The following is a 23217-nucleotide window of genomic DNA, read 5'->3' on the forward strand; positions in this document are numbered from 1 at the left end:
CTCCTATTGTTTAGCAATGGCTTTGGCGTAAACACGTTCAATACCAGCTGCAAGCTCAATCGGGGTGGTGTTATGGCTCATCGCACCGACTAATGTGCCTGTTTCATCAATAATGTAGAACCGCGAAGAGTGATCAACGGTGTAGCTTAATTCCGATGATTCCATGTCGACAATGTCAAAATAGACCCCATATTGTTTGGTTAATGCATCAATTTGTTGTTCTGTACCGGTAACGCCGACAACGTGATCGTCAAAATATTTAGCAAACTGATTTAAAGACACTAAATCATCACGCTCAGGATCGACACTAATGAATAATCCTCGTACATGGTTATAGGTTTGTGGCGATAAGCGTGATAAAGCCGCTGATAGAACCCCCATTGAAGAAGGGCACACTTCAGCGCAGTTTAGAAAGCCAAAATAAAGTACAACGATATTGCCTTTATATTGATCAAGGCTGACAGTGCCATTTAAGCTATTAAGTTCAAAAGGACCACCAAGATCTTTAAGTGGCTTAACATTTTCACCAACAGGGGTGGTGGTGTTATAGACATAACATCCCATCAATGTTGCAAGAAAGAGTGCTCCCACAAGAAGCACTATTTTAGTTGGGTTTTTGGTCATGAATGCGGCTCCATTATTATCGTTGGAAGCGCATTAACTTGATAATTTTCACTGAGACTTTCAGATGAAAAATCCAATGAAATCAGGGTGCAAAATACCATAATGTTAAAAATAGAGCTTAACAGCATTTTCTTACCCCATTGCGCATCAGGCACTTTTTGATAGCCTACTTTGGCAATATATAGCCAATGTAAGCTCACTAACCCCATGCCTAATGCATACCAACTACCAGCGTAACCAAGGTAAGTGAGAGTCAGTGCCGCCATAGCAAAAGCAATGATATAACCAATGATATGGTGACGCGCACGCGCAATACCGACTTCAACAGGTAATACTGGGATCGAAGCGGATTTATAATCTTCGAAACGATAAATTGCAATGGCATATGAGTGAGGAATTTGCCACAAACAAAAAGTAATAAAGAGTACCGCAGCACCGGTATCAAATTGGCCAGTAACAGCGCAATAGCCAATAACGGGCGGACATGCACCAGATAAGCCACCAATTAATGTGCCGTGTACTGATTTTCGTTTGAAGTACAAACTGTATAAGCCAACGTAAACCACGAACCCAAGTACACCAAATTGAAATGCCACTAAAGAAGTGTATTGATAAAGGGTAAAAAAGCCGGCAACACATAATGCTGTCGCCCAAACTAAAGCATGAGATACAGGAACAACTTTTTTGACCAATTCACGCTCACAGGTGCGTTTCATTAACTTGTCGATATCAATATCGATGACATTATTGAATACACACCCTGAAGCAACAATTAAGGTTGTACCCACACATACCGCGAGTAGTAGTAACCAATTAATATTGCCTTGAGAAGCAAGTAGGACGCCACCCACGGCGGCAACTAAGTTGCCACCGATGATGCCCGGTTTAGTAAGTTTTAGATAAGGTTTAATCATAGAACATCCCTGATCAATGACCCATTAGCATATTGTGGTTTAAGTGATCCATGATCCACAAAGAGCCAATAAGAATAATAGAAACAATGACGACCACGAATACGGCAGATGACGTATTCCACATTTGTTCTGAAGAGGTGTTCATATGAAGGAAGAACACCAGCTGTACCAGGATCTGTGCCACGGCGAACACCATGATCACACCAATAATGAATTGGGTAGAGCCAACTCCTGCCATTACCATAGCGAAAGGAACAATCGTCAAAATAATGGAGAACACTAGCCCTCGAACATATTCTTTTACACTGCCGTGTGCTTGGCCACCTTGACCATGTTCAGTTGAGTGTTGGTTAGTTGAATTGTCCATTACAATACTCCCATTAAGTAAACAACACTGAACACACAGATCCAGATAATATCTAGGAAGTGCCAGAACAGGCTTAAACAGGCTAAGCGGGTTTTGTTTTCTGCAGAGAAGCCATCACGCTTAAAGTGGAAGAACAGCACGATCATCCACACTAAACCTGCAAATACGTGTAATCCATGAGTCGCAACGAGACCATAAAATGCTGACCAGTACGCGCTGCTGTGGAATGTCGCACCTTCACTACTAAAATGATAGAACTCGTATAGTTCCATGATTAAGAAAGAGAAACCAAGCATGAAGGTGATGCCTAACCATTTGAACATACCTTTCATATCTTCATGGTTAGCTTTTAACATCGCCATGCCGAACGTAAAACTACTAAACAGTAGTAATGCGGTTTCTGCTAATACAAAGCTAAGGTTAAACAGCTCTTTGGGTTCAATTAAGCCTGCAAAACTGTTGGAGTAAACGGCGTAAACTGCAAATAAAGTACCGAATAATAAACAGTCACTGAGGATATAAATCCAAAAACCAAAAATGGTATCACCAGCATAGTCATGATGGTCATGATCATCGAGATCATGACCGTCATTAGACTGAGCAGGGACATTGAGGTTAAATGTATCTTTTACTTCTGTAGTCATAGCTGCTCTCGTCCCTTATGCCATTGAGTCTGCTGGTTTTAGACCTGATGGATCGAAATCATCATCATCTTCACCATCTTCGTTTTCAAGTGTCTTCTCACCGCGCGCTTTAGCAAGATGTTTACGTTCAATTGCTTCAACTTCAGAAACTTCAACGTAGTAATCTTTATTGCGTTGGAAGCTATAAATGATCCATGAAGCAATCATGCCCACCGTACCTGCAATAACCATCCACCAGATATGCCAGATAAAAGCAAAGCCAAACATTAATGAGAACATACTGATAACTACACCTGCCCACGTGTTTTTCGGCATGTGGATGCGCTTATAACGCTCAGGTTCTTTGTAAGCTAAACCATGTTCTTTAGCGTAATGGTGCTCATCACGGTCATGAATTTTAGGTAATAGAGCAAAGTTATAGAATGGAGGAGGGGACGATGTTGCCCATTCCAAAGTACGGCCATTCCATGGGTCACCAGTAAGATCCACATTCTTTTTACGATCACGGATACTGACGTAAATTTGATAGAATTGAACCGCGATACCGGCAGCGACAATACAAACACCAAATGCAGCTACCCATAAGTAAGGTGCCCACTCTGGGTTATCTGCAACATTAAGGCGACGAGTCATACCGTTAAAACCAAGTACATACACTGGCATGAAGGCAACAAAGAAACCAACAGTCCAAAGTACGCATGAGATTTTTCCTAGGCGTTCATCAAGGGTGAATCCTGTTGCTTTAGGGAACCAATAAGTGAGACCAGCAAAGTAACCAAATAGTGCACCACCAATAATAACGTTATGGAAGTGGGCTATAACGAACAGGCTGTTGTGTAGAACAAAGTTAGCTGCTGGTATAGCAAGCATTACGCCAGTCATACCACCAATAGTAAATGTGATCAGGAACGCAATCGTCCACCACATACTGGCACTGAACTCAACCCGTCCTTTATACATGGTAAATAACCAGTTGAAGATCTTAACCCCAGTTGGAATTGAGATAATCATGGTAGCAATACCAAAGAAGGCGTTAACACTTGCTCCTGCGCCCATGGTAAAGAAGTGATGCAGCCATACGATAAATGACAACACCATAATAACCATCGTTGCCCATACTAATGACGTATAACCAAAGAGGCGTTTACGAGAGAAAGTAGCAGTTATTTCGGAAAAAATACCGAAAGCAGGTAATACCAGAATATAAACTTCAGGGTGACCCCATGCCCAAATTAAATTGACGTACATCATTTGGTTACCACCCATATCAGTGGTAAAGAAATGGGTGCCAACATAACGATCTAGCGTAAGCAGCGTTAGAGTGACAGTCAAAATAGGGAAGGCGAGTACAATCAGTGCGTTGGCACACAGTGATGTCCATGTAAATACCGGCATTTGCATCATTTTCATGCCTGGCGCACGCATACGAAGGATAGTAACAACAAAGTTAATCCCTGTTAGCAATGTACCGATACCTGATATTTGCAGTGACCATAACCAATAATCAACCCCGACCCAAGGATTTGCATCCATGCCCGAAAGCGGTGGGTAGGCTAACCAACCAGTTGCGGCAAACTCACCAATAAACAGTGACATGTTAATTAAGATAACACCGACAACGAATAGCCAAAAACTCAGGGAGTTTAAAAATGGGAAGGCAACGTCGCGGGCACCTATCTGCAATGGCACAATAATATTCATTAAACCCACCACGAATGGCATCGCAACGAAGAAAATCATGATCACGCCATGAGCAGTAAAGACTTGATCGTAGTGTTCTGGTGGAAGATAGCTAGCATCAATCGTTGATGCCGCTTGTTGAGAACGCATCAGTATTGCGTCAGAGAAACCACGTACGAGCATCACCATTGAGACGATGATGTACATAATACCTATTTTTTTATGATCAACAGAGGTAAACCATTCACTCCATAAGTAGTGCCATTTCTTTTGATAAGTGATTAATCCTAACAGTGCCAGTCCACCGAGCACGACTGCTATCATGACCGGGAAAACAACTGGATCGGTAAAAGGAATTACATCCCAATTTAATTTGCCGAAAATTGGATCCGCTTCGGCGTATACATCCCCTTTATAGGCCATTTTGGACTCCCGCGTGCTTCTCAATAATGTCTTTAAATTTAAGCGGTGCAACAGAGGCAAAATATGTCACCGGATGTGGTGCAGTTATTTGTTCTTTAGCATTCGCTGTTAGTTGGTCATAGCTATTGCTATTTAATACTTGCTCAGAGGCTTTAACTTTTTTAATCCATTGTTCAAAATCAGCGTCATTAACAGCGTGTGCCTTAAATCGCATGTTAGCAAAGCCATAACCACTGTAATTTGCTGAGATTCCTCGATAAGATCCTTCTTCCTGAGCCATGAGATTTAAACGGTTTTCCATACCAGCCATTGCGTAAACTTGGCTACCTAGCTGTGGAATAAAAAATGAATTCATGGCGGTATCTGAAGTAACTAAGAATTTAACTGGACGGTTAACTGGCAAGGCAATTTCATTGACTGTCGCGATCTGTTGTTCAGGATAGATAAATAGCCATTTCCAATTCATTGCAACGACTTGAATGGTTAATGGTTCTTTATCAGAAACGATTTCTTTTCTTGGATCGAGAGAATAAGAGGTTTGGTAGGTGATCCAACCAAGCGCTAAAACAATAAGACAAGGTACAGTCCATACGATGACTTCTATTTTAGTCGAATGCTCCCACTCAGGAGTGTATTCAGCCTCTTTGTTGCTATGACGGTATTTATAAGGAAAATAAATGGTCATGAACAAAACAGGGACGATAATGATTGCCATCAGTAATACTGAGGTAATTATTAATGATGATTGCGCTTCGCCAATGATGCCTTTCGAGTCAAAGAGCACCATATTGCTACTGGCGAAAAGAGCGATCAAAAGTAATGTTGCAAGTAGGGTAAGAAGAATTATTATCATCTTCTTACTACGAATTATTTTCATTTTTCCTCCATGAACTAGCCTACTCATAAAAATCCAGTAATAACTGTTATAAAATAACCAACGACTGTTAATTTAAAGGTTAATAACTTGTGATTTTAATGGTTCTCAGTGTAACAAAAGATAACTACATGATATATATTATTTTATTATATTTACAAGCTAAAAATAGCTCGTTAATGTTGCTTGTTTGTTCATAAAGTACAATAACTAAACTTATCTTTATCATCTTCGTTGTTGGATTTCCCTATTTTGGATCAATTAACACTAGTAATAAAATGCTTATTTTAAATAATTGTACTAAAAATGTTAAAAAACATACCTGTGTTATGTTTTTGAAAAAAAGTTTTCAATTTATTGATGATTTAATAGACGTTTTGCTGGGGGGCTGTTTTCGAGGTGGCAATAATAATGTTGAGGATAATCGTCAATGTTTGACATTTAGTTACTGTGTTATTTTTGAATATATTGGATACTGTATCTAGTACTGATTTTTATAGAGTAATGAAGATATTATGGCGCAAAAAATGACCATGGCTGATATTTCAAAGCAGCTTGGAATTTCAAAAATGACAGTGTCACGTTATTTTAACGGCGGTTATGTTTCAGAAGAAAATCGTCTTAAAATTGATGCCATCGTAAAAGAAAATCACTACACCCCTAATAAATTTGCGCGTTCTATTCGTAGCCAATCAAATATTATTGGCTTTATCGCGCCGCGTATTGAGTCTTATACCACTAGCTTAGTGATTAAAGGGGCATTAGCGGCCGCGAATGAATCTAATGCACGAATGCTGTTTCATGCGACAGGGTTTAGCCATGAATCTGAACGTCAAGCGGTGAGTGAATTTAGTGGTTTAAATGCCCTTGGTACGATTGTTATTGCTTCAAAACACAGTGTAGAAGAGCCATTTTATCAAGGATTAGAAGATCTTATCTTTATTGGTAAACAGATCCCAGATCACTGCTGTTTATATTACCCTGAAAAAGCGGCTATTACGGCGTTGGTTTCCCAAACTATTCACCAATTACAGCAACAGCAAGCACCATTTACAGCAATTCATTATATCTATGATGCACGCATGCTTTCGTCTCGTACTCAACTAATGCAAATGACAATCGCTGATATCGCACCGACACTGCCTTGTTCATTACAAGCGTTAGCTGATTCAGAACAAAAAGAAGCCTATCAAACAATTACACTGCAACCTAATCAGGTTTATTTCTGTGCTACCGATAATATTGCGATTCGTTTGTATCGTCGTGCTAAAGAGCTGAATTTAAAAATTGGCCATGATATTTGGGTGATAGGGATTGGTGATTATGACTACAGCGATTTATTAGTGCCGAGTTTAACTAGCGTTGCTTTTAATTATTATCAGATGGGTTATCAAGCAGTAAAGAAGCTCATTAAACGTGATTCAAGTTCCTGCGAAGGTCAATTTGAGTTAAAAATCAGAGAAAGCTCTCAGTTCATTTAAAAACATTTTGCATATCAATCCATTCGATCTTACCTTGTGTGTTATCGGTAACACATAAAGATAATACATCGCATTCAGTAAGGTTAAATGGATGAATCACTCTAATAAAGCATCAATAACATCACTGTCATGGTGGAAAACAGCGACAGCTTATCAAATATACCCACGGAGCTTTTTTGATAGTAATCAAGACGGTATTGGCGATATTGAAGGGATCATTGCCAAACTTGATTACCTAGCTGATTTGGGTATTGATTTGGTGTGGATTTGTCCATTTTATCAATCTCCGAATGATGATAACGGTTATGACATTAGTGATTATCAAGCGATCCATCCTGATTTTGGCAGTCTTGAAGATGTTGATCGCCTAATTTGCGCGGCACATGCCCGTGGTATTCGTATCATTATGGATTTGGTGATTAATCATACTAGTGATGAGCACCCGTGGTTTATTGAATCTCGCCAAAGTAAAACTAACCCTAAACGTGATTGGTATATCTGGCGTGATGGCTGTGAGCCTACCTCAGAAAAACCGACTTACGACCCTAATAATTGGGAAAGTATTTTTCATGGCAGTGCATGGCAATATGATGCCGAGACTGCCCAATATTATTTACATCTCTTTTCTAAAAAGCAGCCTGATCTTAATTGGCAGAATCCCGAAGTTAAACAAGCCTTATTTTCGATGATCCATTGGTGGTTAGCGCGTGGTATTGATGGCTTTAGAGTGGATGCGATTAGTCATATTCAAAAGCAACCGAATTTGCCTTCATTACCTAATCCGAAGGGTGATGATTATGTGTCTTCATTTGATTATCACATGAATGTTGATGGGATTGAGCAGCATTTATATGAACTGCGCGATCAGGCTTTTGCACCGTTTGATATTGTTACCGTTGGCGAAGCGAATGGTGTTGATGCAAAAGATGCGTTGACCTGGGTTGCTGAATCGACTGAGACCGATAAAGGTGGTGTTTTTAATATGATCTTCCAGTTTGAACACATGAAATTGTGGGCAGAAGAGCAGAACCGTGATCAATTTAATCTTGTTGAATTTAAGCAAATATTAACTCGCTGGCAAAATGCATTGGAAGGTAAAGGCTGGAATGCGCTGTATCTAGAAAACCATGACCAAGCTCGCTGTATTAATACCTTTGCCAATGTTAATCATTGGTATGGTAGCGCAACCGCATTAGCAACCTGTTATTTCTTGATGAAAGGAACGCCGTTTATTTATCAAGGGCAAGAGCTTGGCATGATCAATCATCAATTTATGGCATTGGATGAATTTAATGATGTTTCAGCTAAAAATTTAATCACCAAATTGCAGCAACAGGGGCAATCTGATCAGTCTATTTTAGCGTTATTAAATCAAGTCTCTCGTGATCACAGTCGTCTTCCAATGCCGTGGAACAATCGTCCGTTTGGTGGTTTTTCGAAAGTGAAACCATGGATAATGGTTAATCCTAATTACACCGAGATTAACGTTGAACAGCAACAGCAAGATTCGAATTCGATTTTACAGTTTTATAAACAGTTAATTATGCTACGAAAAAATAATCAAAATTTAATTACTGGTCGTTATCAATTATTGCTAGAAAATGACACTAATATTTATGCATATCAAAGAATTAGTTCCGATGAAACCTGGATTATCATCACCAATTTAAGTGATATTGAGGTTCAGGTTGATATTGATAATACGCAGCTAGGAGAGTTAGTACTGGATAACCAAACACCGAATAATGACAACGTGAGACTAGATTTTATGGCCACAAAAATAGCGCCAGCCTATGCCGCTTATGTGTTTGTGAAAAAACATTAATTGTGTTTATGGCAGGTCATTGATGACGTAAACCTGCCATCTCAATCAAGGAATTAGTTATGAGTAAATTGTTCTCGTTTGATTTTTGGCAACGATTTGGTAAATCCCTAATCGTTGTTATCGCAGTAATGCCTGCTGCCGGTATTATGATCTCATTGGGTAAAGTGGTTGCCATGTATGCCGGTGGGATTGGCGCTATCGAAACCTTAGGCCATATTATGGAAAATATTGGCTGGGGTGTGATTGTTAACCTGCATCTATTGTTTGCTGTTGCTATTGGTGGTTCATGGGCAAAAGAGCGCGCAGGTGGTGCATTTGCAGCTGTTATTGCTTTTATTCTAATTAACCGTACAACTGGGGTTATTTTTGGCGTTAATGGCGCGATGATGAGTGATCCCCACGCGACAGTGATGAGTCTGTTTGGTACTGAACTGCCTGTTTCTCAATTTTTTACGACTATTTTAGGCGCACCAGCACTTAACATGGGGGTATTTATTGGCATTATTTCGGGTTATCTGGGAGCCAATTTATATAATCGCTATTACGATTTTTCTCGTTTACCAGAAGCATTAGCGTTCTTTAATGGTAAACGGTTCGTACCTTTTACGGTAATTTTTTATTCGGTAATTATTGCATTAGGATTAGCCGTTGTCTGGCCGCTAGTACAAGGTGCATTGAATGATTTTGGTCAATGGATTGCAAGTTCAAAAGATAGCGCGCCGATTATCGCTCCATTTGTTTATGGAACGTTAGAGCGTTTATTGCTGCCATTTGGCTTACATCATACGTTAACTATTCCAATGAACTACACCGAGTTAGGTGGTGCATACCAACTACTAACGGGTCCAAGCGCTGGTTCAAGTGTTTATGGTCAAGACCCATTATGGTTAGCGTGGGTGAGTGATTTAAATAACTTGAAATTAACCGATCCAACCACTTACCAGCACTTATTAAACACGGTTCATCCTGCGCGCTTTAAAGCCGGTCAAGTGATCATTGCTGCTTCTTCACTAATTGGTATCGGTTTGGCTATGTACCATTGTGTCGATAGTGATAAGCGTCTGCAATATAAGCCAATGTTCTTCTCTGCTTGTCTTGCTGTTTTGCTTACTGGTGTGACTGAGCCGATTGAGTTTATGTTCATGTTTGTCGCGCCAGTATTATATGTTGCCCATGCGATATTAACTGGCCTAGCTTTTGCGCTGGTGGATCTGATTGATTTACGTATACATGCTTTTGGTTTAATTGAACTTATTACACGAGTTCCGATGATGATTTCCGCAGGAATTGGCAGTGATTTAATTAGTTTTGTATTGGTGTGTATTGCTTTCTTTGCAATTAACTACACTTTGTTCCGCCTATTAATCGTTAAGTTTAATATTCCAACACCTGGGCGTGCTGGTAACTATATTGATGAGAAAGCCGAAGGTATGTCGCAAGACGATAAACTTGAAATCATTATTCAGAACTTAGGGGGGCGCGACAATATTGCCGAGATTGATGCTTGTATGACACGTCTTCGTATTACCGTTAAAGATCCTGCATTAGTCGCTGATTATACATTATGGAAATCAACGGGTGCATTGGGGTTAGTGATTAAAGATCAAGGTGTACAGGCCATTTATGGACCAGGTGTTGATGTGATTAAGTCGGCATTGATAGATAAGTTTGCTATGGCGTAATAAGCAATCGCGAATAGGGGGAATTATCGATAAGCGTAGTAGTAATGCTACGCTTTTTTATCTCACGTAACATCGATAAGTGAATAATTTATGAAGTTATTGACATTAAATACCCACAGTTGGCAAGAAGATAATCAATTACAAAAATTAGACATAGTGGCTCAGGCAATTATAGAGCAACATTGTGATGTTATTGCGTTACAAGAGGTGAATCAGCATCATCTTAGTACTGTTATTAGTGAGCAGACATTAAGTAATCATCCTGTGCGTGAGGATAATTATGGCTATTTATTACAGCAAAAATTAGCTGAATTAGGTCATCATTATCAATTAACTTGGGATTTCGTTCATCAGAGTTACGATGTTTACCAAGAAGGACTCACATTTTTAACTCGATTACCGATTATTGAACATCAGGTTATTGATTTAAATGATCACTATGATGAAAGTAATTGGAAGCATCGTCGTGCTGTACGAATTAAAGTTGTTTATCAACACCGAGAAATTGATTTTTATAATTGCCACTGCGGCTGGTGGAATGACAAAGAAAGCCTATTTACTGATCACTTAAATAGAATTACAGCAGTATTATCATCTCGATTGAGTTTCTTGTTAGGCGACTTTAATAATCCTAGCCATATTCGTAATGAGGGCTATGATTATGCGTTACAATGTAACTTATATGATTGCTACTCTATCTCTGAGAGTAAAGATACGGGCACAACAGTTATTAAAAATATTGATGGCTGGCAAAAAAATACTCAAGCGTTACGACTTGATTATATTTTTAGTAATCAGAAAGTTGCTGTAATGCAGCATCGGGTTATTTTTAATGATGATTTTTATGAGGCGGTGTCGGATCATTTCGGGATCATTATGGATGTGACTATTGTCACAGAGTAGTTTGTAAATAAGCTTTGGATATAAAAAAGCTCAAATTCAACGGTGAATTGAGCTTTTGCTATATTCTATTGCTATCTCAGATCAATATTTGTGACTTCAGCGTGAATCAAGTAACTCTCTGACTTTGGTACTTTGAAGCTGATAGGTTTACCTTGTTGCTGAGTCTTGGGACGGAAATAGGTTTCTGGCATACGGTTAATTGCGCGCCATAAGGTAACATCTTCAGCTGCAATTGTTTGACCCTGCATATCACTTAAACGTACTTTCATCGTGACATTAACGACTGATTTTGAATTTTGGTTAGTCATCATTGTTGGAATAACCAGTGTACCATTTTTATAATGTGCAGCTGATAACAATATATCCACGCCGCTATCACTAAGTTGTTGGATTGCTTTTTTAGCACCAAGTTCAACAGTAACTCCTTTTGAGGCGCTAATAATAGGGATCGCAGCTGCGGACGTTGCTATAACAGGTGTTTCAGTCGTAACGTTAAGTGTTTGTTTTGTTTGGGGTGTATTAGTCTGATGTTTATATTGCCAAGTAAAGTTATCATGCAGAATAACTTCACGGCCATCATTGAGAGTGAGTGTTTGATCGGCTGCCCATACAGAACTTGAGGCTATTAATGCAATGATAGCACCGCATAGTTGAGTTTTATTTAGCATTATTATGTCCTTAATATCTTATTGCGGTTGATGGTCTATGGCTTTAAGGAATAATGCAATTTCTTTTGAAAGTAATGCTATCAATGCATTGTTATCAAGACGGTAGATTTCATCTTCGATATAAGTGAAAGATTGATAAATAAACTTTTCTTGCTTAGAAATATGCTTGAATAATTCCGTATGATTTAATGTTTGTTGTAACAGTTGTTGCAGTTGTATTAGTGAGTGCGTCGCGCTTTTTAATTCTGCTTCAATCTCATCATTAAGTATTATATTTTCTTTACTTTCATTTATTTGAGTTAATATACGTAAAATTATATTAGAGCTACGGCTACAAAGAAGGATATGTTCACTTGTTTGTGAATTGCGTTGTGGTTCACCTAAATATCCCATCCAATGATCAAAGAGGTTGGTATCGTAGACAACACAATTTTGGAAGTGATGCTGTAACTTTTCAGTGTGTTTTTGGTCTTTATTCGATAAGTAAAGATTGAAGCTAATTAAGTAATCAATATAGCCTTTAACGGTAGTACTAAGCTGAGTTGGAAATGATTTTTTTTGCCAACCAGGGGTTAGGATAAACACAAATATAAGTGGAATAATAACGCCTAATACCGTGTTATCTAGACGAGGTAACATAATATTGTCACCTTGGCCATTGAGCGAGAAACCGGCGAATACAAATAAGGTCACAAAAAAGACCGCAAAACCATAGTGGCGTGCAGATGTATGGAAAAACAATACCGCTGCAATACAAAATATGAACGGTAAAATACTACTTGCCACTTGGAAATGTAGTAATCCGCTTACTACAATTAAACCGCAGATAGTACCAGTTAAGCGCTGTAATAATCGTGTCCATGTCATTGATAAATTTGGACGAAGGATAAGCAAACTTGTCATTAACGTCCAAAAACCAAAATCGAGATCCAAGAGACGAACAACGATCAGGCCAGTAGTGAGACTTAATGTTCCACGAAGTGCATGACGAAAGTAACTTGATTTTAACGTCATTTGGCTGGTTAATTTAGAAATAATATCACGCCATTTCCAGGTTAAAACTATCGGTTTTACGATTGTAGGATTGGTGATAGTACTCGATTGATTTTTGAGCTCGCATAATGAAAGATAAATAATATCGAGCTTATTAATAAAAGATTGTGCAGCGATTGCCTCTTGCTGGGCTTCCGCGGGTACTTGATAGCGACGTAATGCTTCAAAATCAACATTTGGCAGTGCTAAATGGTGGACATTATTGACACTCACTTGTGCGAGGTATTGGCTAATTTGTTGATCCGCGTGATGGATATGTTCTAACCATTGTGGGCAACTCTGCTTTAAAAGTGGCGTCGAGGTGAAATACATTAGCCGTGTTTGTTCATTAATATGTTCCGCTATTTTTAAAAAACGGTAGATATCTTGTAATTTTGCACTGTCTTCACCGCAACTAAATTGTTGGTGGATCCGATATTCAAGTGTGTGTGACAGAGTTGCTATCTTTGAGCGTAATTGGGCTGATTGAATGAATAGCTGGTTTTTATCGGTGGAGAATACAAAGCCTTGATCATGGATCATCAGTTTTTTAGCGAGTGCTTGGTAAAGGTCCGATAAAATATCTTTTGATTCTTGATTGGGTAGAAAAGTAATGGCTAATGCTTGCCAGAAAATGTACCACATTGCACCGCCAGTTAGCCACATAGGTATTAACCATACAGGGCGCCCTTCAAGGTGTAATAACATGGCATAGATGGCTAATAGAATAGCAGCGAAACCAATCGCTCCTAAACGTGGCGTTAATACTGCGAGCATAAAGAGCGCAAAACTAACAATTGCTAATGATCCAACAAATAACAATGAGTGTGGAAAAACGACTTCAATACCTAAACTGATTAAGAAAAATAATGGTAAAGCAATCGCAAAATCTAAAATACGATATTTAGTTACGCTAGATGTATCAGCAAAACCACAACTGATGCTACCGAGTGAGAATGCAATTCCCATGGTGACATGTCCCATGAGAAATAGAGGAATAGAGCAACTAATAAAACTAAGGGCTGCAATATTTGTCCTTAGATTAAAAAAAGTTCGTAATGATGGATAACGAAGTAAAATATTTGATTGAATCATTGTCAGCACAGTAGTTAATGAAAAATGCGTATTATTATAATTTATCGCTTGTTGGTATAATTAGCCAGTGTGATGGCTGATTTTAGTGATAAAAATACAGGAAAAAATGATTCATCAGAGACTTTTATATACCGCAATAACACCACAAATTAAGCATAAAGATAACGCGCCATAACGAATGGTTTCTTTCGGTAAAGATTGTGTCGTTTTTAATGCTAGCCAATATCCTGCCCATGCAGCAGGCAGTAAGGGTAAGGTTAACCACAGTTTTTCGAGATTTAAAAATCCAGCCGGAATCAAGGTTATTAATGAGATAATTGAACTAAAAACAAAAAAAGCAGATAGATTACCACGGAGTTGATTCGCTTCTTGATGCTGTAATAGTATGGCCATTGGTGGTCCTCCAATGGCAGAACTAGTACCAAATAATCCAGAGAAAAATCCAGCGATAACCATTCTTGTTGGCGTTGGTTCAATTCTAAAAGGCATTATGCTAATAAAAACGGCCAGTAATACTAATAAACCAACCCACAATGATAAAGTTTGAGTTGAGACAAAAACCAGTAAAGTGGCACCAGCAATAGATCCTGGAATACGACCAAAGATCGCCATCTTTAATCCTCCTAATTCAATATTGCTTCGGTACTTGAGGCTATTAAGCAATGAAATAAACAATGCGACTAAACAGATAGGAGCGGGAACATATTGAGGGGCAATAATAATAAGAATAGGCGCTGAAACTATAGCGAGCCCAAAGCCGATAGCTGTTTGTACAAAAGACCCTACAAAGATCATAGCAATGGCAAGTAAAGTCGTTGGTTCGATGATCATAGTCGTCTTCTTATTAAAAGGGAGCAATAAAGTGACTGCAAAATAATATTATTAGCGTTTAATGTAAATAATAAACTGTCTAGAGAGAGAATAATTGCGAATCGTTAAATCTAAGGAGGAGAAACCATCGATAAAGTACATTGTTGGGTCTTATCGATACAGTCAATCTGTAATTGAATATTACTGAGCCACTGTTGCTGATTAAGAGCTGACCATTCCATTGATGCTTGCCGTTCTCCAGCTTTATAAGTAATGGTGTAATCTGCCGCAGTCAGTCCTTCAATCATGAAAAAACCGTCATCTTCAATCTTATAAGTGAGTTGATGTTGGGTATTGTTGTTGATAAATGTAATCGTAGCTTCTGAATGACCATCAAAATTAGTAATGATACCGTCAAGACCAAAAACCCTATTTAGACGAACGATAACATCAGTAATTCCACCTTTCTGAGTGTTGATTAATAGTGGGTTATATTGTGGTTGCAAGTTAATATCGATGGTTTTGGGATTCAGTTTTAATGCGATGTTATCGGCGATAGCGACACCATCTAATACAAAAATACCATTGGCGTCTGACCGTGTTTTTTTACGATAGATACTAAGGCCAATATTAGGTACTGGCGTGCCAGTATGATCGACGATTTGGCCTCTTACCGTAGCATAACCATAGTGATTAGGATCAATTGATGAGAGTTGCCAATCAGTTACTTTTGAAATTTTTAAGCCATAACTATAGCTAGCTAATAATGAAATTGAATCATGTGTCGCATTCGCGGTCAGTTTTATATTTTGGTTGAATTCAACAGCAACAGATGCTGATACGGTAAGTTCTTTTTTGTAGGAAGCACGAATGTTGTAATAACTTTGATTTGAAGTGATTATTGATGAAAAAAAGCAGTTAACACATTGATAACGGTAATTTGCATTATACAATAATTCGCTATATTGAGATGATTGAAGTAGCTCTAATTCCAATGTTTCTGTTGTACTTCTTATATAATTGGTTGTAAAAGTATACTCCGTATAAGGATTATTATTAGTATGAATATCATTGATCATTAATGAAGCAGATAAGTATGAGTTTAGTTGAGAGCGAATGATAATATTGGTATTAATTTTGGTTTTAGTTTGAATAGCATTAATATTGAATGAAGCAATACTATTGTAGTAACGGTATTCAAGTTGGTTAAATCTGGTATCATCATCGTTACTAAAAAGATCTGAACGATTATAATTAATTTTCAGATAATGGTTAGCATTAAAATTGAAATCAACTTCACCTAATAACTTATTTTCCTTTGCAATCCAAGCGAAGGTGATGCCTATATTCGATGTTGGAATTGCACGAAATCCAGCAGTGAGCTCTGTTGCTAATGTAGAGTGAAAAGCACTAATACCTAACGTAAAGTTATCTTTTATTCCGTAACTGAAGCGAGAGCGTTTACGTTGATTTCTATCCATTTCGCCCTGAATAGAATAAGCAAAATATCCTTGTTTTAATACTGATTCTGATGTGTTGGCAATGTGAATTTGAGTGTTGACGATTTCACCAATACCAATACGCTCTTTAAAATTAACCATATCACCAGGCATTACCGAAAAGCCGTCAACAATATATCTACCTGAGTCGTTTGCCTGAACAGTTTTAACGAAAATACCATTAACATAAATATCAACGTACGCATTAGCAAGTGTGCTTCTTTCATCATAGAAACTACCTTCGCCATTAGTTTCATAATTCGTTAGGCTGTAGCCATTTTTAGTTTGGAAAATATTATTTGTTATTGATTCAGGAATAACAACATTACCTATTGTTAGGCTCGCATTTGCGATCAGGTCCTCATAGAAATAGCGGTAGTAGGTAAGGGCGTTATCACTATCCGATTGCATTGATATATCGATAAATTGCTGGTGGTTGCGAAAAAAAAATCGCTTGCTACCTCAGTGTTAATTTGTTGGGTATTATATTGGCTGCTAAGTGCTAAACGACTTTGTATCATTGTTGTATTCGTCGGTGATATACGGGGTTGAGTCGCTAATTTTTTTATTTGTTTGGCTTTTTCTATAGAAATACGGCGAGCGCGGTCTATTGCTTTTTGAATATCTGTAGGTGAAAGGTATTGCGTTTGTATGTTTAAAATATAGCTATCAGTATCCCAATAAACATTGGCATTGAAACAAATGGCAATATCTTTCCAATGTAACCAATATTGTTCTTCAATGTAATGGACATTAATATTATGTACTTTTTTGTTTGTTGTGGAATTACAGTGTTTTTCTTTAAAATTGATGGTTGTTTGACCATCATTAGGTCTTAATGCTATAAAATAATGACAACGCTCATTATCACACTTTTTATCAACTCCATAGAGTAATGGTAATAGCGTTGATATATTTAAATAAGGCGTTTCATCATCGAGTAGCACTCTAAAAAATGAGTCATAACGTTCATTCGTTTTAATCTCAATAAATGCTTCTGATAACTCATCTGCAAATAATGATGCAGAAATAAAACAAATTAACAGGTAGCTATAAACACACTTTTTGCTGTTCATCATTAATCTTTATCGTTGTTTTTCCATTATAAGCAATATCTAGATCTGATTGACGAAGAAGAATAAATTGCTTATATGTATCGGCACCTAATAATTCTATTTTTTTTTGATAGCGTGAGTTGTTAATGATTGTTAAATGATTTTTACTGCATTTAATAATAGCCTTTGGTGGTGTTGTTCTATCCTTTTTTTGGTAGTAAATAGGAATGGATGAATTAACAAGCATTGCTAGATCAAATGAAATTGATGTGTCTTCATCGGTGGGTGGGTTTAATTTTTTTATTACTTCCTGAGTGAATTTTAAATGAGTACGGTATTCGCCACTCAAGTAGTTATTAGGGATATCTGAAATACGCAGCCTTATAATTTTTCGTTCGTTTGGCATCAAGGTACTTATAACGGGAGGAGAAACACGTAGAAAAGGGGTAAGATCTTCATTTTTTTGATTAATATTCTTATGACGAGTTTGATATTTTGACATAGGTGATTCAACAAAGGAGGGAGATATTCGTACTCTAATAGATTTGTCTCCAGTGTTAGACACGAGAAATTTTTGAGTTGTATTTGCTTCTGTAGTGATCACTCGTAATGGCGCTATTTTCATGTTTGCCATTGAGTAATTAGAGAAAAAAATTATAAATATTAATAGCTTATGCATTTTTATTCCTTGTTATTTTACATACTCAGCATGTAACATGAGTGAAGTGACTGACTCTCCACTTTTCATGTTTGCCGGTATGATAATTGTTCCATCAATACTTAACTTCTTTGAGTAACCTTTAGAATCTATTGCAACGAGTCCTTTCGTATTAAATCCATCTCTGTACTTTATATTTTTGATGAAAATACTATTATTATTGTTATTTAATGCATCAATTTTTATATAAGAGTTTGGCTTTCCTTTTAATTTAAAACTAAAACTGCCATTTTCAATATTATCTTTAGAAAATTTAATTTGTTGTGAGTAATTGCTTTCAATAACAGTGATTATAATATTTTCTTGTTCAATAAAATCAATAGCAAAAATATTTGTACTTATAAAAAGGAAAGCGAATAAATAATTATTGATATACAACGGTAACATTAAACGATCCAGTGTAGTTACCAACGGTCAGTGCTCCTACTGCATTATCTATATCAGCCGTACCACCGGCTTTCACTTCTGTTGCACCACTTAATACAATCGATGAGTGATTAAGATTAATACCTATAATTGGGATGGTTTTTGTTCCATCTGTCGTATGAGTTAAAGTCGCTGTTGTGTCGGTTGTAATATCTGTTGTTGTTCCATCGTGACCACTAATAGTGAATGTCGCCGCACCTCCATCAGTGGTAGCAACAATGACATCTTCCGTTCGATCTGAGAATATCGTACCAAAGTCTAACGGACTGGTTTCTGCGATGGATAGAGGAGGTATAATCTCAATGGTTGCTTGAATACTTCCCACTTCGGCTTGTGCTAACGATGGCATTATTGCTAATGCAACAAAAGCTAATTTTCTCATCGAGTTGCGCATACTACTTCCTCTTATTTGATTACATTTTTCACCTTATTTAAAGTTAGTTGATGAAATTATGAAACTCAATTAATCGATAGCGATGAGGTGGAATAAAAATTAAACAAAATTCCCACTAAAAATCATTAATATTCAATTGGTTATTTTTGTGGTTGGTTTTTTAATGTTAGATAAATAGAATATTCTTATATTTAAGAAGTTTTATGTTGTAGTGTTTATAATTGAAGTGTGTTTAATTAAACAATAAAAATAGCAAATAATGCTACTTTATTGTTTAGGGTTATATTTGAATTAAATCTATTTTTCTATTATTTTTTCAATAAAGTGAATATAGATAATTAATATTATATTGATGCTAAATAAATTCAGTAAATATTCAGCATCACGCGCATTAGAGAGTGTTTCACTAAAAAGCATTATGACGGTGACGATGAATGATGCTAGTGCAGACTTTATTAGCCATGGTCTTGTTTTATTAATAAGGAATTCTTTATTAATAATCGACATGAATATAAATAAAAAGGGTAGGCACTGTAATACTATTATTATAGGGAATAAGATATCAAAAAAAGGTGAAAAAAACAAATGACCTATTCGGCTCTTATCCCAGTTGCCAACAATATGATCATGCCAACCGTTCCATGTTAAACCGTAATAGGCTGTTTGAGGATGAATTATCCCTAAAGAAATGCCGACTATTTTATCAAGAAAACCATGTTTTAACCAATATGCTGCTAAAAACAATTGAAGGGGTATTATATATAAAGAAATTTTTTTCACACGTATAGGTCCTAAAAATAATGTAAGTTTATAATAGTTATTTATTAACGTAATATTTTATTTGAATTTAAATATAAATGGAATTGAGATCACAAAATAGGTAATTAATAAAAATGACATTCACCCTGTGAATATAACAAGATGAATTATTAAATATCATTATTTATTTCATTTAATAACCATTGACGAAATGCTTTATATTTAGGTCGTTGATCAGTGTTTTTTCTACAGACTAGATAATAGCTAGCGGTTGCATCTATAGCGGGTAATGGATTAATCAAGATCTTTTCAGCTAGAGCCTTTTGAGCAAATTGGTAACGACCCATCACAATTCCCAAAGAGTTTAAAGCTGCTTTCATATAAAGATCACTATGGTTAAAGCTGTATTTTTTTAGATTTGGGTTTATATCACTACCGATAATATCTAACCATTGTTGCCATGCTTGAGATTGGCTACGGTGAATAAATGTTGCGTTGCGTAAGCCTTCAATACCATGTTGCTCAAGGTTTAGTTGTTGGGCATATTCGGCAGTACATAGAGGCATACGCTGCTCATTTAATATTTTTTCGTAGTGTAAGTTTGTTGGTGGTGATTCAAGGTAATAAATAGCAACATCTATCGGTTCATAATCAAAATCATAAGCATTATTTTGAGCTTGTAGACGAATATCTAAATTAGGGTAACGTTGTTGAAAGCGGGCTAATCGAGGCATTAACCAATATGAAGCAAACCCATTTGAGGTGCCAATATAGAGTTCACCACTTAACTCGTCATGAGTGATGTCGTTTAGTTCGGTGTAAATATTATCAAATGAAAGTGAGACTGTTATTTTGAGGCGTTCACCTTCAGGGGTAAGTGCAAGTTGCCGTGTTTTTCTAATAAATAGTTTAAACCCCAACTGTTGCTCAAGTTTTTTCATCCTATGACTAACAGCACTTTGTGACATATTAAGTTCTTGTGCCGCTAGAGTAAAACTTAACGTCCGAGCGGCAATATTGAATACATGCATATTGGCCATGAATATCTGCTGGTCACCCATATTTTAACTCTCTTTTATTTTTATACATGAAAAAAACTAATTTATAGCGGTTATTTGTTCGTTTGTGAAGTGTATTGGTTATGGTTTTAATAGGCTCATCTTAATCAAAGGACACTGAACGATGAATACAAAAATGAAGAAGAATCCTCTTAAAGTCGTGATCATTGGTGCTGGCTCTAGCTACACGCCAGAATTGATCGAAGGTATGTTGGCGCGTAAGAATGAAATGACAATTAGCGAGTTATGGTTAGTTGATATAGATGATGGCTGGCACAAAGCTATGACTATAAAATCATTGACTGAACGTATGGTGAAACATGCTGGTGTTGATATGAAAATTCATCTCACTAAAGATCGTCAGCAAGCATTGAAAAATGCCGATTTCATATGCTCACAATTTAGAGTTGGTTGTTTAGAAGGACGTATTCGAGATGAAACCATATCCTTAAAACATGGCATGATAGGTCAAGAAACGAATGGTTTAGGCGGCTTTGCCAATGCGTGTCGAACTATTCCTGTTGCATTAGAAATATGTCGTGAAATCGAACAATTATGTCCAAAAGCGTGGTTGCTTAATTTTACCAATCCATCAGGTATGGTAACAGAAGCTATTTTAAAACAAACTAATGTAAACGTGGTGGGCTTATGTAATGTACCCGTTACGATGCAAAAAGGTGCCGCAAAAATTATTGGTTGTAATGAAGATGAATTAGTTATGCAAATCGCGGGTCTTAATCATCTTGTTTGGGCAACAGAAATTATTCATGACGGTGAAAATAAACTCCCTCAGGTTTTAGACGCTGTTTTAGCTGGTGATAACAGTATGGTACCCCAAAATATTCCTGCTTTTGGATGGCCAACAAAGTTAGTACGAGATATCGGGTTGATTCCATGTGCTTATCTACGTTATTACTACCAAAGCCAAGATATGCTCGATGATGAAGTTATTGAAATGAAAGAGCATAAACTTGGTTGTCGTGCTGAAGTTGTAAAAGATATAGAAAGAAAGCTTTTTGAGATATATGAAAACCCACAGTTAAATGTCAAACCTAAAGAGTTAGAACTACGTGGTGGGCAATATTATTCTGAAGCTGCTTGTGAATTGATGAGTGCTATTCATAACGACAAACGTACTATTATGCATGTTAATACACGTAATAATGGCGCAATAGCAGGGTTACCTGATGATTGTGCCGTCGAAGTGAGCTCAATTATTACCAGTGCCGGCCCTAAACCATTAAATGTTGCTCCATTACCTGTAGATGTACTTCGTTTAATTCAGTTGATGAAAGAATTTGAAACACTCACAGTAAAAGCTGCAATTGACGGTGACTTTAGCGCAGCATTACGTGCATTAGTCCTAAATCCAATCGTACCCACAGGTAAAATCTTGGAGAAAGCATTAGAAGAAACGATTATGGCTAATAGCCGCTATATGCCTCAATTTTCATCTTTAATACAAGAATTAAAAAAGAATAGTTAAATGAAGAGGTTGTAGCATGAAACTTATTATGAATGCCGATGATTTTGGGCTTACTCCGAAAGTTAACGATGCCATTATTCAGTGTTTACAAGCTGGTATAGTGAAATCAACAACATTGATGATAAATCAAGCGGCTGTTAGTGATGCTATTGTGCGTATTAATGCTGGAGATGTTATAGGAGATGTTGGTTTACATATAACATTAACGGCGGGAAAGCCTATTTTAGCGTCGAAGTTTGTAACGAGTCTTATAGACTCGGATGGTTATTTTCTTAAAAAACCACAATTATTTAGTCGTACTGATGTCGATGTAAAACAAGCCTATCAAGAAATGCACGCTCAATACCAGCGAGCGTTAGAACTTGGTTTTAACCCTAGCCATATTGATAGCCATCACTTTGCTGCAGCACTGCCTCAGTTAAAGTGTGCATTTGTACAGTTTCTTAATGATATTGGTCTACCTGCTCGTAGAGTTGATGTGTTTGATGCTGGTTTAGGTGGATTAACTGTGCCAACGACAGATGCCTTTGATATGAAATTTTTTGATCAAGGAGTATCTGAAGATAAACTTAAACAGTTAATCCTTAAATATCAAAAAATGATACCTAATGGCGTTCTAGAGCTGATGTGTCATCCAGGTTTACAACAAGATTCATTGTTGACTTCGGTATCTGGATATGTCGATCTCCGTTATCAAGAATTGCTTATATTAACGGATCCTCAGCTACGATTATGGTTACATAAGCAGGATATTCAATGTGTCAACTTTAGTGACTTAATATAGTTGGTAGAGAATATGT

The 23217-nt window shown here is 37.1% G+C and carries 22 protein-coding genes; 6 read left to right on the forward strand and 16 right to left on the reverse strand.

Annotated elements, in window-relative coordinates; all coding sequences use genetic code 11:
- Window positions 1-3: 3 nt before the first annotated feature.
- The 6 genes from PPBDW_RS22090 to cyoA are packed head-to-tail and all read right to left on the reverse strand — an operon-like array spanning window position 4 to window position 5529.
- Window positions 4-624, reverse strand: coding sequence for an SCO family protein (locus PPBDW_RS22090; RefSeq protein WP_036789853.1), 621 nt, complete (start codon window positions 622-624; stop codon window positions 4-6).
- Window positions 621-1538, reverse strand: coding sequence for a heme o synthase (cyoE, locus tag PPBDW_RS22095; protein ID WP_036789856.1), 918 nt, complete (start codon window positions 1536-1538; stop codon window positions 621-623). The genes PPBDW_RS22090 and cyoE overlap by 4 nt, the downstream gene beginning before the upstream one ends.
- Window positions 1539-1551: 13 nt before the next feature.
- Window positions 1552-1905, reverse strand: coding sequence for a cytochrome o ubiquinol oxidase subunit IV (gene cyoD, locus PPBDW_RS22100; RefSeq protein ID WP_036789859.1), 354 nt, complete (start codon window positions 1903-1905; stop codon window positions 1552-1554).
- Window positions 1905-2549, reverse strand: coding sequence for a cytochrome o ubiquinol oxidase subunit III (cyoC, locus tag PPBDW_RS22105; protein ID WP_036789861.1), 645 nt, complete (start codon window positions 2547-2549; stop codon window positions 1905-1907). The genes cyoD and cyoC overlap by 1 nt, the downstream gene beginning before the upstream one ends.
- Window positions 2550-2564: 15 nt before the next feature.
- Window positions 2565-4652, reverse strand: a complete 2088-nt coding sequence (gene cyoB / locus PPBDW_RS22110; RefSeq protein WP_036789864.1) for a cytochrome o ubiquinol oxidase subunit I — start codon at window positions 4650-4652, stop codon at window positions 2565-2567.
- Entirely contained in the window at window positions 4642-5529 is an 888-nt protein-coding gene (gene cyoA, locus PPBDW_RS22115; protein ID WP_036789866.1) for a ubiquinol oxidase subunit II, read from the reverse strand. Before cyoA ends, cyoB begins: the two co-directional genes overlap by 11 nt.
- Before the next feature lie 512 nt (window positions 5530-6041).
- Here cyoA and PPBDW_RS22120 point away from each other — a divergent pair.
- The 4 genes from PPBDW_RS22120 to PPBDW_RS22135 all read left to right on the forward strand — a co-directional run bounded on the left by PPBDW_RS22120 (window position 6042) and on the right by PPBDW_RS22135 (window position 11417).
- The gene (locus PPBDW_RS22120) at window positions 6042-7007 is read left to right on the forward strand and encodes a LacI family DNA-binding transcriptional regulator (RefSeq protein WP_036789867.1); all 966 of its coding nucleotides are present in this window, start codon (window positions 6042-6044) and stop codon (window positions 7005-7007) included.
- A gap of 91 nt (window positions 7008-7098) precedes the next feature.
- Complete coding sequence (locus PPBDW_RS22125; protein WP_036789869.1) at window positions 7099-8832, forward strand: glycoside hydrolase family 13 protein; 1734 nt, start codon at window positions 7099-7101, stop codon at window positions 8830-8832.
- 59 nt (window positions 8833-8891) lie between these two features.
- Entirely contained in the window at window positions 8892-10514 is a 1623-nt protein-coding gene (locus PPBDW_RS22130; RefSeq protein ID WP_036789871.1) for a PTS transporter subunit IIBC, read from the forward strand.
- A 90-nt stretch (window positions 10515-10604) separates the two neighbouring features.
- A complete protein-coding gene (locus tag PPBDW_RS22135) occupies window positions 10605-11417 on the forward strand; it encodes an endonuclease/exonuclease/phosphatase family protein (RefSeq protein WP_036789873.1) in 813 nt (270 codons plus the stop codon).
- A 71-nt stretch (window positions 11418-11488) separates the two neighbouring features.
- Here PPBDW_RS22135 and PPBDW_RS22140 read toward each other — a convergent pair whose 3' ends face one another.
- The 10 genes from PPBDW_RS22140 to PPBDW_RS22185 all read right to left on the reverse strand — a co-directional run bounded on the left by PPBDW_RS22140 (window position 11489) and on the right by PPBDW_RS22185 (window position 20913).
- The gene (locus tag PPBDW_RS22140) at window positions 11489-12085 is read right to left on the reverse strand and encodes a DUF3157 family protein (protein ID WP_036789874.1); all 597 of its coding nucleotides are present in this window, start codon (window positions 12083-12085) and stop codon (window positions 11489-11491) included.
- A gap of 18 nt (window positions 12086-12103) precedes the next feature.
- Window positions 12104-14086: an FUSC family membrane protein gene (locus PPBDW_RS22145; RefSeq protein WP_036789875.1), complete on the reverse strand. Its 1983-nt coding sequence runs from the start codon at window positions 14084-14086 to the stop codon at window positions 12104-12106.
- 240 nt (window positions 14087-14326) lie between these two features.
- Window positions 14327-15043, reverse strand: coding sequence for a sulfite exporter TauE/SafE family protein (locus PPBDW_RS22150; RefSeq protein ID WP_036789876.1), 717 nt, complete (start codon window positions 15041-15043; stop codon window positions 14327-14329).
- A 110-nt stretch (window positions 15044-15153) separates the two neighbouring features.
- Entirely contained in the window at window positions 15154-16932 is a 1779-nt protein-coding gene (locus PPBDW_RS22155) for a carboxypeptidase-like regulatory domain-containing protein (protein WP_036789877.1), read from the reverse strand.
- Window positions 16875-17597, reverse strand: a complete 723-nt coding sequence (locus PPBDW_RS22160) for a hypothetical protein (protein WP_036789878.1) — start codon at window positions 17595-17597, stop codon at window positions 16875-16877. The genes PPBDW_RS22155 and PPBDW_RS22160 overlap by 58 nt, the downstream gene beginning before the upstream one ends.
- A complete protein-coding gene (locus tag PPBDW_RS22165) occupies window positions 17572-18255 on the reverse strand; it encodes a fimbrial biogenesis chaperone (RefSeq protein WP_036789879.1) in 684 nt (227 codons plus the stop codon). Before PPBDW_RS22165 ends, PPBDW_RS22160 begins: the two co-directional genes overlap by 26 nt.
- A gap of 12 nt (window positions 18256-18267) precedes the next feature.
- Window positions 18268-18681 (reverse strand): hypothetical protein, encoded by a 414-nt coding sequence (locus tag PPBDW_RS22170; protein WP_036789880.1) that lies wholly within the window; start codon window positions 18679-18681, stop codon window positions 18268-18270.
- On the reverse strand, window positions 18659-19114 hold the full coding sequence (locus PPBDW_RS22175) for a DUF4402 domain-containing protein (protein ID WP_036789881.1): 456 nt from the start codon (window positions 19112-19114) through the stop codon (window positions 18659-18661). The genes PPBDW_RS22170 and PPBDW_RS22175 overlap by 23 nt, the downstream gene beginning before the upstream one ends.
- Before the next feature lie 297 nt (window positions 19115-19411).
- The gene (locus PPBDW_RS22180) at window positions 19412-19894 is read right to left on the reverse strand and encodes a hypothetical protein (protein WP_036789882.1); all 483 of its coding nucleotides are present in this window, start codon (window positions 19892-19894) and stop codon (window positions 19412-19414) included.
- A 149-nt stretch (window positions 19895-20043) separates the two neighbouring features.
- A complete protein-coding gene (locus PPBDW_RS22185; RefSeq protein WP_243423038.1) occupies window positions 20044-20913 on the reverse strand; it encodes a LysR substrate-binding domain-containing protein in 870 nt (289 codons plus the stop codon).
- 154 nt (window positions 20914-21067) lie between these two features.
- Here PPBDW_RS22185 and PPBDW_RS22190 point away from each other — a divergent pair, with 154 nt between their 5' ends.
- Together PPBDW_RS22190 and PPBDW_RS22195 are read left to right on the forward strand one after the other, a co-directional pair.
- The gene (locus PPBDW_RS22190; protein ID WP_036792673.1) at window positions 21068-22417 is read left to right on the forward strand and encodes a 6-phospho-beta-glucosidase; all 1350 of its coding nucleotides are present in this window, start codon (window positions 21068-21070) and stop codon (window positions 22415-22417) included.
- A gap of 16 nt (window positions 22418-22433) precedes the next feature.
- Window positions 22434-23201 (forward strand): carbohydrate deacetylase, encoded by a 768-nt coding sequence (locus PPBDW_RS22195; RefSeq protein ID WP_036789884.1) that lies wholly within the window; start codon window positions 22434-22436, stop codon window positions 23199-23201.
- The last annotated feature ends 16 nt before the right edge of the window (window positions 23202-23217 follow it).

The sequence above is a fragment of the Photobacterium kishitanii genome (genome assembly GCF_000613045.3).
Lineage (GTDB): Bacteria > Pseudomonadota > Gammaproteobacteria > Enterobacterales > Vibrionaceae > Photobacterium > Photobacterium kishitanii.